10 protein-coding genes are annotated in these 12490 nt (G+C 45.2%); 5 read left to right on the plus strand and 5 right to left on the minus strand.

Translation table 11 applies throughout. From position 1 onward, the window contains the following. Positions 1–107: 107 nt before the first annotated feature. Positions 108–2006: an acetate--CoA ligase gene (gene acs / locus AAC052_RS08505; protein WP_339812525.1), complete on the plus strand. Its 1899-nt coding sequence runs from the start codon at positions 108–110 to the stop codon at positions 2004–2006. A 140-nt stretch (positions 2007–2146) separates the two neighbouring features. Next, positions 2147–3457, plus strand: a complete 1311-nt coding sequence (locus AAC052_RS08510) for a pyridoxal phosphate-dependent aminotransferase (protein ID WP_339812527.1) — start codon at positions 2147–2149, stop codon at positions 3455–3457. Between the two features lie 85 nt (positions 3458–3542). Here the strand turns inward: AAC052_RS08510 and AAC052_RS08515 are convergent, their stop codons facing one another. Together AAC052_RS08515 and AAC052_RS08520 are read right to left on the minus strand one after the other, a co-directional pair. Next, positions 3543–5921, minus strand: coding sequence for a ribonucleoside-diphosphate reductase subunit alpha (locus tag AAC052_RS08515; protein ID WP_339812530.1), 2379 nt, complete (start codon positions 5919–5921; stop codon positions 3543–3545). A gap of 32 nt (positions 5922–5953) precedes the next feature. Then, the gene (locus AAC052_RS08520) at positions 5954–6940 is read right to left on the minus strand and encodes a ribonucleoside-diphosphate reductase small subunit (RefSeq protein ID WP_317489347.1); all 987 of its coding nucleotides are present in this window, start codon (positions 6938–6940) and stop codon (positions 5954–5956) included. 494 nt (positions 6941–7434) lie between these two features. Here AAC052_RS08520 and rplU point away from each other — a divergent pair, with 494 nt between their 5' ends. From rplU to AAC052_RS08535, 3 genes are all read left to right on the plus strand, one after another. Next, positions 7435–7743 (plus strand): 50S ribosomal protein L21, encoded by a 309-nt coding sequence (gene rplU / locus AAC052_RS08525; RefSeq protein ID WP_151997592.1) that lies wholly within the window; start codon positions 7435–7437, stop codon positions 7741–7743. A 9-nt stretch (positions 7744–7752) separates the two neighbouring features. Continuing rightward, the gene (gene rpmA, locus AAC052_RS08530; protein ID WP_317489346.1) at positions 7753–8013 is read left to right on the plus strand and encodes a 50S ribosomal protein L27; all 261 of its coding nucleotides are present in this window, start codon (positions 7753–7755) and stop codon (positions 8011–8013) included. 220 nt (positions 8014–8233) lie between these two features. Continuing rightward, complete coding sequence (locus AAC052_RS08535; RefSeq protein WP_339812533.1) at positions 8234–8683, plus strand: hypothetical protein; 450 nt, start codon at positions 8234–8236, stop codon at positions 8681–8683. Position 8684: 1 nt separating this feature from the next. Here the strand turns inward: AAC052_RS08535 and AAC052_RS08540 are convergent, their stop codons facing one another. Genes AAC052_RS08540 through rnr form a run of 3 tightly spaced genes read right to left on the minus strand, consistent with a single transcriptional unit; the run spans position 8685 to position 12489 of the window. Continuing rightward, positions 8685–9305: a rhomboid family intramembrane serine protease gene (locus tag AAC052_RS08540; protein WP_339812535.1), complete on the minus strand. Its 621-nt coding sequence runs from the start codon at positions 9303–9305 to the stop codon at positions 8685–8687. Positions 9306–9340: 35 nt separating this feature from the next. After that, entirely contained in the window at positions 9341–10318 is a 978-nt protein-coding gene (locus tag AAC052_RS08545) for a polyprenyl synthetase family protein (RefSeq protein ID WP_339812537.1), read from the minus strand. Then, positions 10315–12489, minus strand: coding sequence for a ribonuclease R (rnr, locus tag AAC052_RS08550; RefSeq protein WP_339812539.1), 2175 nt, complete (start codon positions 12487–12489; stop codon positions 10315–10317). The genes AAC052_RS08545 and rnr overlap by 4 nt, the downstream gene beginning before the upstream one ends. Position 12490: the final 1 nt, after the last annotated feature.

Raw genomic sequence — 12490 nt, forward strand, 5'->3', positions numbered from 1 at the left:
ACAATTTACTCATCCATTTGAGGCATTGCGGTTGTGAACGTTTTTACTTTTGGGTAACTTGAACCGATAGATTTTTGTAACACATACCATACAGAAAGGGAATTGAGATGACGGATAAAATACAAACCCTCAGCGGGTATATTCACGAGTACCAAAAGAGTGTGAATGAGCCGGAGGCTTTCTGGTCAAGAATTGCTGAAAACTTTTATTGGCGGAAGAAATGGGACAAAGTAGTGGAGTGGGACTTTCACAAACCCACTATCAAATGGTTCCGCAATGGTAAGCTCAACATTACTGAAAATATTTTTGAAAGACATCTTTTCACACTGGGTGACCACCCTGCCATTATATGGGAGCCCAGCGACCCAAAAGAAAAAAACAGGGTCATTACCCTTCGGGAATTGTACGAGATGACCTGCCAGTTTGCCAACACCATGAAAAAGAATGGTGTAAAAAAGGGCGACAGGGTTATTATTTATATGCCTATGGTGCCTGAGGCAGCTGTTGCCATGATGGCATGCGCCAGAATCGGTGCCGTGCATTCAGTGGTTTTTGCAGGCTTCAGTTCCACTTCGCTGGCCGACCGAATCAATGATTGTGAGGCAAAAATGATTCTTACTTCCGATGGAAACTTCCGGGGCAATAAAGCCATCGATGTGAAAGGTGTGGTAGACGAGGCCATAGAGAAAACGACGACCATTGAGAAGGTCATCGTTTTCAAAAGAACCGGGTCTGCTGTCACCATGAAGCCTGGAAGAGACCTATGGTGGCACGAGGCCATTGAGAGCGTGTCGAAGGAAAACAAGGCAGAGGAAATGGATGCAGAGGATCTGCTATTCATTCTCTACACCAGCGGATCCACCGGCAAGCCCAAGGGCGTGGTGCATACCTGCGGTGGTTACATGATCTACTCACAATACACCTTCCAAAACGTATTTCAGTACAGTGCTGGTGATATATACTGGTGTACTGCGGACGTTGGCTGGATCACTGGACACTCCTATATAGTATACGGTCCGCTTTTGGCAGGAGCCACCACGCTGATGTTCGAGGGCGTGCCCACCTACCCACATCCGGGCCGCTTCTGGGAAATAATAGACAAATACCAGGTGAACCAGTTCTACACTGCCCCAACGGCCATCAGGGCTCTCCAGGCGTACGGATTGGAACCACTGGCTCCCTACAAGCTTGATTCATTGAAAGTAATAGGTTCCGTAGGCGAGCCCATCAACGAAGAAGCCTGGCACTGGTACCACGACCATGTGGGCAAAAATCAATGCCCCCTTGTCGATACATGGTGGCAAACCGAAACCGGTGGTATTATGATTTCTCCGATTCCCGGCGTAACACCTACCAAGCCTTCCTATGCCACCCTCCCACTTCCAGGCATTCAGCCCATCATAGTTGACCCTGATGGCAAAGAGCTGACTGGCAAAAGTGTGCAAGGCAATCTATGCATTAAATTCCCGTGGCCTGGCATGTTGCGCACCACCTACGGCGACCACGAAAGGTGCAGACAGACCTACTTTGGTACTTACCCAGGACTCTATTTCACAGGTGATGGCGTAAAAAGAGACGAAGACGGCTACTACCGCATCCTGGGCAGGGTAGATGATGTCATTAATGTATCCGGACACAGAATGGGAACAGCAGAGGTGGAAAATGCCATCAACGAGCACCCTCTGGTGGTAGAGTCAGCAGTGGTTGGCTATCCGCATGACATAAAAGGCCAGGGCATCTACGCCTTTGTTATTGCCGACATGTCGAACAGAACGGAAGAAAACCTTATCAACGAAATTCGTGAAACAGTAAGCAAGATCATTGGGCCGATTGCAAAGCCTGATAAGATTCAGATTGTGCCAGGCTTGCCAAAAACAAGGTCAGGAAAGATCATGAGACGGATACTTAGAAAAGCTGCGGAGGGTGATGTTTCTAATCTTGGTGACATCTCCACCCTACTGAATCCAGAGGTGGTGGAGCAAATTATCGCTGGCTCGAAGAAGTAGTCGTTTTCTACCAAAGATTTAAAAAGCTTAGACTTCTTTCAAAGAAGCTTCTAAGCTTTTTTCTTTGTGCTTTCATTAGCCCGACTTAAGCACTTTTTTCAGACACCTATTGGGAGAAGTCCCAGCATCCTATTGTTGATATGCGACAGAAGTTACTACGTGAAGGGGCCAATGAACTTTCCTATGAAATAAGAGGCATTGTTAGAAAGGCGGAACAGCTGGAAAAGCTTGGCTACAATATCCTATGGGAAAATATTGGCGACCCTATCCAGAAGAACCGCAGGCTTCCTGATTGGATGAAAGAAATCATTTCAGGGCTCCTCTTCGAAGATGAGACATTCGGATACAGTCATTCCAAAGGAGTACTGCATACCCGTGAGTTTTTAGCAGATCGAAACAACAAAAAAGGCGGTGCTCAAATCACAGCCGACGACATCACCTTTTTTAATGGCCTGGGTGACGCCATAGCTAAAATATATCAGTACCTGATTCCTTCCGCCAGGGTCATAGGGCCCTCGCCTGCTTACTCTACACACTCGTCAGCCGAGGCATCGCATGCCAACAACCACCCGCTGACCTACAAGCTGGATCCGGAAAACTCATGGTATCCGGATTTGGATGACCTCTACAATAAAGTAAAATACAACCCGAACATTGTCGGCATGCTGATCATCAACCCCGACAATCCGACGGGAATGGTGTATCCAAAACCGATTCTGGAACGCATGGTGGCCATTGCGAAAGAGTTTAACCTCTTCATTGTATGTGATGAAATCTACATGAACATCATCTACAACAATGCCGATACCTGCTCTCTAGCGGAAGTAATAGGGGACGTGCCGGGCATGTCCCTAAAAGGGATTTCCAAAGAGTTTCCGTGGCCGGGTGCCCGATGCGGATGGGCTGAGTATTACAACCGTGACAAGGACGCTGAGTTTGCCAGACTTTGCCAGACCATCGACAATGCCAAAATGATAGAGGTGAGCTCTACCAAGCTTCCTCAAAGGGCTATTCCAAGAATCATGTCTGACAGCCGGTACCCTGATTTCATTAAGGCAACCAACAAACGAATTGGTGAAAGAAGTGCCTTTCTGTCAAAGACTTTCAAAGACAATCCGTATATCACCTTCAACGAAACGAACGGTGCATTTTACAATACGATGATCTTCAAACCTGACGCACTTAAGCCCGGCCAGTCGATGCCTATCAGAGATGCCAAAGTCAAACAGTTACTGGATAGCTGGTTTGAAAGCAATAATGGGCCAATGGAAATGGACAAAAGGTTTGTCTACTACCTGCTGGCGGCCAAACAGGTCTGCCTCGTACCTATCTCTTCTTTTTGCTCTGACCTGATGGGCTTTCGCATGACTTTGCTGGAAGAAAATGATGAGATCCGAGACGAGATTTTTAAGAGGATCAAAGAAGGAATTGAGGAGTTTTGCGGTGCTTGATTTCTCTTCAAAGAGCACACAAAAATAACCCCTTCTCATTGCTGAGAAGGGGTGTATTTAAAAGGCAGAATTAATAATCATTTCATCATCCGCTGCAAGATTCGCAAGACTCCGGATCGTCGAGCGAGCACGACATGTCGGCCTGGTTCTTCGCATCCATCTCCTCCAGTTCTGCTGCAGTAGGAACTTTATTCTTTTGCTTTTCCACCGTGAACTTAATCGCATCAGTGGCAGCCTTGGTCCTCAAGTAGTACATGCCAGTCTTCAACCCTAGCTTCCATGCCGTGAAGTGCATAGAAGTAAGCTTACCAAAGTTAGGGTTCAGCATGTGTATGTTAAGGCTTTGGCTCTGGCAGATATATGGGCCACGATCGCCCGCCATTTCCAGAATAGTCTTCTGAGAAATCTCCCAAACCGTTTTGTATAGCTCTTTGATATCATCTGGAATCCCAGGAATGTTTTGAATTGAGCCATTCTCTCCCATAAGCTGATTCTTCATGTCCTCGCTCCAGAGGTTCAGCTTAATCAGGTCTTTCAGCAAATGCTTGTTCACCACAATGAACTCTCCTGACAATACCCGACGGGTGTAGATGTTGGAAGTGTATGGTTCGAAACATTCGTTGTTACCAAGAATCTGCGAGGTAGAAGCTGTTGGCATTGGCGCAACCAATAGAGAGTTACGCACACCATTTTTCTTCACTTCCTGCTTCAGTTTTTCCCAATCCCAACGACCGCTGTCTGGTGTAACACCCCACATATCGAACTGGAAGATACCTTTTGAGGTAGGCGAGCCTTTGAAAGTTTCATAAGCACCTTCTACTTTGGCTATTTCCATAGATGCTTCCATGGCAGCAAAGTAAATGGTCTCGAATATCTCCTTGTTCAGCTGCTTAGCTTCGGGCGACTCAAATGGATAACGCATCAAAATAAACGCATCGGCCAGCCCCTGCACACCTAGCCCAATAGGACGGTGACGCATATTCGACTTGCGGGCTTCAGGAACCGGATAGTAGTTCACATCAATCACCTTGTTAAGGTTTTTGGTGGCTACTTTTGTGATCTCATATAGTTTCTGATGGTCAAACGTGCCATCCTCATTCACATACTTAGGCAACGACAAAGAAGCAAGGTTGCAAACTGCCACCTCATCTGGCGCAGTGTACTCGATGATCTCTGTACATAGGTTAGAAGACTTGATAGTACCAAGGTTTTTCTGATTCGACTTTCTATTGGCCGCATCTTTGAAAAGCATATAAGGAACACCTGTTTCAATTTGTGCTTCCAGTATTTCGAACCAAAGCTCTTGTGCTTTTACTGAGCGACGAGCCTTGCCATCTTTCTCATATTTTTCGTAGAGGCGCTCAAACTCCTCTCCCCAACAATCAGAAAGGCCCGGGCACTCGTTAGGATCCAACAAAGACCATTCACTGTTCGACTCTACCCTTTTCATGAAAAGGTCTGGAATCCAAAGTGCATAGAAAAGGTCACGGGCACGAAGCTCTTCTTTACCGTGGTTTTTCTTCAGCTGAAGAAAATCGAAAATATCAGCATGCCATGGCTCTATGTAAATAGCAAAACTTCCCTTGCGCTTTCCACCACCCTGGTCAACATAACGAGCTGTCATGTCAAAATTGCGAAGCATTGGTATGATGCCGTTAGAAACACCGTTAGTTCCCCTGATATAAGATCCCGTTGCTCTAACATTGTGAATGCTCAGTCCGATACCACCAGCAGACTGAGAAATCTTGGCGCACTGTTTTAAAGTATCATAAATGCCGTCGATGCTGTCGTCCTTCATTTGAAGAAGGAAACAAGATGAAAGCTGTGGCTTGGGCGTTCCTGCATTGAACAATGTAGGCGTCGCATGAGTAAACCATTTTTCTGACAGCAGATTATAGGTTTCAATCACAGAATCGATATCGTCCATATGAATACCTACAGCTACTCTCATCAGCATATGCTGCGGACGCTCCACCACTTGTCCGTCAAGCCTGATCAGGTAGGAGCGCTCCAGTGTTTTGAAGCCGAAGTAATCATAACCGAAGTCACGGTCATATATAATAGAAGAATCGAGATGAGCGGCATTCTCTTTTATCACCTTCCACGCTTCCTTTGAGATCAAAGGAGCATTTTCGCCAGTTTTAGGATCCACGTAGGTGTAGAGTCTCTTCATTGTGTTGGAGAACGACTTGCTGGTAACCTTGTGCAGGTTGCTCACAGCAATACGGGCAGCCAGAATGGCGTAGTCCGGGTGCTTGGTTGCCATGCTTGCTGCTGTTTCAGCAGCAAGGTTGTCTAGCTGCTGGGTCGACACCCCATCATACAGACCGTTAATTACCTTCATGGCAACTTCAACAGGGCTAATATAATCTGCATTGAGTGCGTAGCAGAGTTTCTCGATTCTGGCAGTGATTTTGTCAAATTTCACTGACTCTCTGTGACCATCTCTCTTAATTACTAACATATCTATGGTTTATCAGGTATTGGTGGTGGTGATTAAAATTCTTCGTCTAGTGAGAACTTGTGTGAGTCCTTGTCATTGTTATTCATAACGCCCGCTTTCTGGTATTCAGCCACTCTTTTCTCAAAAAAGTTGGTTTTTCCCTGGAGCGATATCATTTCCATGAAGTCGAACGGATTGGTTGAGTTATACAACTTAGGGCAATGAAGCTCATCCAGCAATCTGTCAGCTACAAACTCAATATACTGGCACATGAGGTCAGCGTTCATACCAATGAGTTTCACCGGAAGGGCGTCTGTAACAAACTCTTTCTCAATTTCCACAGCATCGGATATGATTTTCTGGAGTGTTTCAACTGGCAGCTTGTTTTCTACGTGGTTGTTGTAAAGCAAGCAAGCAAAGTCGCAGTGCAGTCCTTCGTCTCTGGAGATCAACTCATTTGAAAAGCTAAGCCCTGGCATCAAACCACGCTTCTTCAACCAGAAGATTGAGCAGAAACTGCCTGAAAAGAAAATACCCTCAACGGCAGCAAAGGCCACGAGTCGCTCCTGAAACGATCCTTCGTCTATCCAGCGAAGCGCCCAGTCTGCCTTCTTTTTCACACAATCCATCGTGTCGATAGCATTGAAAAGAAGATCCTTCTCTTTCGCATCTCTCACGTAGGTGTCAATCAACAATGAGTATGTCTCGGAGTGAATGTTTTCAATCGCAATTTGAAAGCCATAGAAAAACTTTGCCTCAGTGTACTGTACTTCCGAAACAAAATTCTCAGCAAGGTTCTCATTCACAATACCATCGCTGGCAGCAAAGAAGGCAAGCACATGTTTAATAAAATGCTGCTCGCCCTCGTTCATATTGGCCCAGTCCTTCAGGTCATGGCTAAGGTCAATTTCTTCAGCCGTCCAAAAACTCGCTTCAGCTTTTTTATAAAACTCCCAGATATCGTGGTGCTTGATGGGGAATAGAACGAACCTGCTATTGTCTTCCTTCAGTATTGGCTCCTCAATTGCTTTTGTCGACATATTAACTACTTGTTACTAATTCAAAATCTTATTTCTCCTGGTCTTACTTTCTTCCTTTTGTAGGTCGGTCTCGTTAAATACAATGACTTAGAGCCACCATTCCATACTGAGCAGGTGATATCTTGGAATAGTGCTATAATGTATTTAAAAACGAAAGGCCCGACTGGATTGGCCTGATGAGAGTGAAACCCCCTCAAAAAACAAGCAGTACAAATATGTGAAAACGGTTGAAAAAATCAAAAGTGGTTTCATGCACAAAGTTACGTTATTAAAATAGTGCAAAAAAATTCATAACATACTGAAAACTAAAAACTTATGACTTTATATCGGAACTTCTACTTCATTTCATTTTCGCTGTATTCGCAGTCGAAAAAAAGTTAAATTATTTTAGTGTCAACTATGGGTTGTATCTCTTGACAAGACCCTTGTAAAATATATATTATAGTTATACCTTTGCAGTCCTTTTTACAACAAAAGTTTTAAGAACAACGGATATGTACGCTATCGTAGACATCGCCGGAAAGCAGTTCAAAGTAACAAAAGACCAATTCGTTTATGCCCCTAAAATGGCTGGCGAAGAAGGCGCTTCCGTCGAATTTGAAAATGTGCTACTTGTCGACAATGACGGCAAAGTAGCGGTTGGTACTCCTACCGTAAAAGGAGTGAAAGTGTCAGGTAAAATCCTTGGGCACGTTAAAGGTGACAAAGTGATTGTCTTCAAAAAGAAGCGTCGTAAGAGCTACAAAAAGAAGAACGGTCACCGTCAGCAGTTTACAAAGGTTTTAATTGAAAACATTAAATAGTAAAAGACCATGGCACACAAGAAAGGCGCAGGTAGTTCCAGAAACGGCCGTGAATCGCATAGCAAAAGACTAGGCGTGAAAATATTTGGTGGCCAGTTGGCAAAAGCAGGAAATATCCTTGTTCGCCAGAGAGGCACTACTCATCACCCAGGTGAAAACGTAGGTTTGGGCAAAGACCACACCCTGTTCGCACTAGTGGAAGGCACTGTTAACTTCAAAAAAGGCTACAAAGACAGATCTTTTGTTTCTGTTGAGCCAGCTGCGAAGTAATTAACTAATCTATTTTATATGGAAGCCCTGTTGAGTGATCGACAGGGCTTTCGTTATTTTAGAGATGTGCTCCAGGCATAACATCAGCCAAGCAGTAACCGTCTATTTATAATTCATAATTTTCCCAATATTAAACTGTACATTTTTTAGAAGCTAAAATTGACTAACTTATACAACAGTTCCGTTTTTATCGTTAATTTGCACCAAACCATTTAGCTCGATGCGCAAATTTTCTTTTGTAGGGTGCGCCTATCTTCTGCTTTTCTGTATGCCACTGCATCTTTCCGCCAGTGTTGCAAGCCAAATGCACGCACAAGTCTCCAGGACTTTTGAAACAAACCCGTTGTCAGAAAATGGATTTGCAATGGAAACCGAAATGGCTGAAAACCTGGAAGAGGAAGCTTTGGGACTTTTTGGCCCAGGAAACAGAAAGAAGAAAAGACACAAGGAGAAGAAGAAAAGAATGGGGGGCCACAAAAATCTTCAGGAAAAAATCAATCAAAAAGGCATCTTTGGTAAACAAAAGAAAAATAGCGGCATAGGGCAAAACGTATTGTTTCTGGTAGTGCCGGCGGTTGCGGTAGTTGGCCTTGCTTTTTTGTTCGCTGCCAGCACCAAGAACAAAAATGCTGACTCTCTGCTTGATCCCGACCCCAACGGAACCAACTAGCTTACCCGAATAATTTGTAGCTCGCTACTTTCTCAAAGAAGTCACCCACCACACCCGGGTGAATGAAAATGCTGTAAACGATACCAACAATAGCCCCCGTCAGGTGAGCCATGTGATTGATATTATCGCTCATTTGCCGTGACTGATTGATCGTGTAGATCAAATAAAGAACTCCTAAAATAAAGCCGGGCAGCCCAATCAAGCCAAAAAGGTAAATCTTGTTCAAAGGGTTGAATAGAATGCTGCAAAAAACTACCGCAGTCACACCTCCTGAGGCTCCAAGCGATTGATAGTGAATGCTATTTCTATTTTTGAAGTAGCTCGGCACATCCGACAAACCGATTGCTACCAGATAAAACACAATGAATTGAATGCTACTTCCTCCCGAGTAGTAGCCAATAATCTGCTCTGCTGCCTGCCCAAAGAAAAAGAAGGTAAACATGTTGAAGCCCAGGTGCATCCAGCTGTTGTGCACGAAGCCAGACGTCAGAAATCGCCAGTACTCTTTCTTCTCCCTAATGGCATAGGGACTCATGGTGAGTTTGTAAAGCAAATTTGGGTTGTTCAACCCCATGATTGAAATAACGACTGTGACAATCAGGATAATCAGTGTGGGACTCATAATTCAGGTGAATAGCTATTTTGGAGCGTCAATTTTTAGTTCTCTCGGGCAATGAGGTAGTCAGCAAAATCCTTCATCGTCTGTTTTCTACTGTCCGGCAAAGAAAGTTCGGAAAGCTGCTTCAATGCAAGACGAAAGTAATCATTCATTTTTTGATCAGTCAGCTCCCTGATCCCATTTCGATCATATATTCCCTTGACCGCTTCTACCTTTTCGTCCGTATCAAAGTCCTTCATCATCAGCCAATTTTCGAGCTGCCGTTTGTCATCTCCCGTAGATACCCGAAGGGCTTGTATCAGCAAAAACGTTTTTTTGTTGGCAATAATATCTCCACCCACCTGTTTTCCGAACTTCGCCTGATCGCCATATACATCCAACAGGTCGTCTTTCAATTGAAATCCGATGCCAATGTTTTCGCCAAAGCTTTTCAAAAGTTGAGCGTCATGGACACTGGCGTTGCCTAGTACCGCACCTAACTCCAGGCTAAAGCCCAGCAGCACGGCTGTTTTGAGCCGAATCATTTCGATGTAGTCAGCTTCGGTCACGGCGTCCAGCTTTTCAAAATTCATGTCGATTTGCTGGCCCTCACACACCTCAACCGCACACTGATTAAAAGAGCGAATGATGCCTGGCAGTTTTTCACCCGGCACCTCCAGTAGCAGGTCATAAGCCTTCACCAGCATAGTGTCGCCAGAAAGGATGGCTACATTGTTGTCCCATTTTTCATGAACAGTGGCCTGACCTCTACGCAACGGCGCATTATCCATAATGTCGTCGTGCATGAGCGTAAAGTTATGGAACACCTCCACAGCCAAAGCTGGACGAAGGATTGATGCTACATCGTCTCTGAAAAGCTTGTAAGCAAGAAGGGCCAGGATAGGCCGCATTCTCTTACCGCCCAAATCCATGATGTACCTGATTGGTTCGTATAGTTCTCTGGGGTGTTTACCAAATTCAAATTTGGTCAGTTCCTTGTTAAGGAGTTCTGTGTACTGACGCAGCAGCTCTGTCATTTTTCGTTAGCAAATTCCAAATCGATTGTCCGGCGATCAATATCTGTATTGGTGACTTTCACTTTTACCTCGTCGCCAAGCGTGATCATCCGCTTATTGTTACGACCAATAATCCGGTAATTTTGTTCATCAAATTCGTAATAATCGTCGTTCAGGTCGGCCAGCCTCACCATGCCCTCGCATTTGGTTTCGATGATTTCCACATAAATGCCCCACTCGGTAACGCCAGCCACAATACCGTCAAATATTTTGTCGGCCGCCATTGACATGAACTCCACCTGCTTGTATTTAATAGACGCTCTTTCGGCGTCAGCTGCCCTTTTCTCCATGTCGGAGCTGTGCACGCACATGGGCTCATATTTGTCTTGCTCTACCGACTTACCCCCTTTCAGGTAGTGGGCCAGCAGCCGGTGCACCATCATGTCGGGGTAACGCCTGATGGGCGAGGTGAAATGTGAATAGTGTGGAAATGCCAGACCAAAGTGCCCGTTGGCCGCTGTGGTGTACTTTGCTTTGGCCATGCTTCTGATGGCCAGCGATGTCAGCACATTTTGCTCCGGCTTTCCTTCAATCTCGTCAATCAACTTATTAAGTGTTGACGAAAGGTTCTCATCCGTCAGGTCGATCTTATGCCCAAACTTCTTGGCGAACAGGGTGAAGTTGTGGAGTTTCTCCTCGTTAGGTGAATCGTGGGTACGATACACAAATGTCTTTCTTCCACTTTCAGTTTTTTGCCCAAATACGAATTCGGCTACCCGCTTATTGGCCAGCAGCATGAACTCCTCAATGAGCTTGTGTGCGTCCTTTCTTATTTTGGGCACAATACCCAGGGGTTTGCCCTGCTCGTCAAGCTTGAACTTCACTTCAATGGTTTCAAAGTTGATGGCTCCATTTTTATACCGCTTGTTTTTAAGCAGCTTGGCCAGGTCGTTGAAAACTTTCAGCTCGTTGCAATAGTCGCCAACGCCAGCTTCGATGACCGCCTGGGCTTCTTCGTAACTAAAGCGCCGGTCGGAATGGATCACTGTTCTTCCAAACCACTCGTTGACAATTTTTCCGCTGCTCTCCATCTCAAAAACTGCTGAGAATGTCAACTTGTCTTCGTTCGGCCTTAATGAGCAAAGTGCGTTGGAAAGCTTCTCAGGAAGCATTGGCACGGTACGATCCACCAGATAAACAGACGTGGCTCTGGAGTAGGCCTCTTTTTCAAGAATGGTTTCTTCCTTCACATAATGGGTTACATCGGCAATGTGCACGCCAATTTCGTAGTTTCCATTTTCAAGAAACTTGATAGAGAGCGCATCATCAAAATCCTTGGCATCCTCCGGGTCGATGGTGAATGTGGTAACGCCTCTGAAGTCCCTTCTGGCTGCTATCTCCTTCTCAGGAATAGTCTCCGAAATCTTATCTGACTCCGAAATCACCTCATCGGGGAATGTAAACGGGAGGTCAAACTCAGCCATGATTGAGTGAATCTCGGCCTCATTTTCACCCGCCTTGCCCAATACCCGCACCACTTTGCCTACCGGGCTCTTATTGGTTCTGTCGTGCCATCGGTCAATTTTTACGATGACCTTATCATTGGTCGTTGCATTATTGATATGCTCGGGGTAGACAAAAATATCGTTATGGATCTTTCTGTTATCCGGAATGACAAAGGCAAATCTCTTGGATAGCTGAAGCTTTCCAACAAACTCATCCTTTTTACGCTGGACAATTTCCGTTACCCTGCCTTCCCGGTGCTTCTTGCCGTGGAACTTGCCCGAAAGCTCGAATTTCACCGTATCACCATCCACAGCAAACTCAAGATCGTCCGTTTTCACGTATACATCTTCATCCAGTTCGGCGCAAATAATGTAGGCAAAGCGTGAGTTAACATGGTCGACAACGCCTACCAAAGCCGATGGCATTTGCTGGCTAACGAACCGGCCATCTCTGTTTCGGCTTATAATCCCTTCGTCTTCCAGACGAAAGGCAACTTCAGAAACAAGGTTTTTAGATTTCTTATCACGAACACCGAGCGTTTGTATCATTTGCCTGATAGACCAGGGCTTGCCCGATTGTTGTCTGAACAGATGTAGAACTGATTCTTTGATCTGTCCTGCAGATATTGTCTTTCTTCCTGGTGATTCTCCGCTGTTTTTTCTCTTCTTATTATTCTTTTTACTCATG

The sequence above is a fragment of the uncultured Imperialibacter sp. genome, assembly GCF_963974565.1.
Taxonomy (GTDB): domain Bacteria; phylum Bacteroidota; class Bacteroidia; order Cytophagales; family Cyclobacteriaceae; genus Imperialibacter; species Imperialibacter roseus.

Bases quoted from the DNA above. Each gene is read 5' to 3' on its own strand.
- acs (WP_339812525.1), top strand. From the start codon at position 108: ATGACGGATAAAATACAAACCCTCAGCGGGTATATTCACGAGTACCAA.
- AAC052_RS08510 (WP_339812527.1), top strand. From the start codon at position 2,147: ATGCGACAGAAGTTACTACGTGAAGGGGCCAATGAACTTTCCTATGAA.
- AAC052_RS08515 (WP_339812530.1), bottom strand. From the start codon at position 5,921: ATGTTAGTAATTAAGAGAGATGGTCACAGAGAGTCAGTGAAATTTGAC.
- AAC052_RS08520 (WP_317489347.1), bottom strand. From the start codon at position 6,940: ATGTCGACAAAAGCAATTGAGGAGCCAATACTGAAGGAAGACAATAGC.
- rplU (WP_151997592.1), top strand. From the start codon at position 7,435: ATGTACGCTATCGTAGACATCGCCGGAAAGCAGTTCAAAGTAACAAAA.
- rpmA (WP_317489346.1), top strand. From the start codon at position 7,753: ATGGCACACAAGAAAGGCGCAGGTAGTTCCAGAAACGGCCGTGAATCG.
- AAC052_RS08535 (WP_339812533.1), top strand. From the start codon at position 8,234: ATGCGCAAATTTTCTTTTGTAGGGTGCGCCTATCTTCTGCTTTTCTGT.
- AAC052_RS08540 (WP_339812535.1), bottom strand. From the start codon at position 9,305: ATGAGTCCCACACTGATTATCCTGATTGTCACAGTCGTTATTTCAATC.
- AAC052_RS08545 (WP_339812537.1), bottom strand. From the start codon at position 10,318: ATGACAGAGCTGCTGCGTCAGTACACAGAACTCCTTAACAAGGAACTG.
- rnr (WP_339812539.1), bottom strand. From the start codon at position 12,489: ATGAGTAAAAAGAATAATAAGAAGAGAAAAAACAGCGGAGAATCACCA.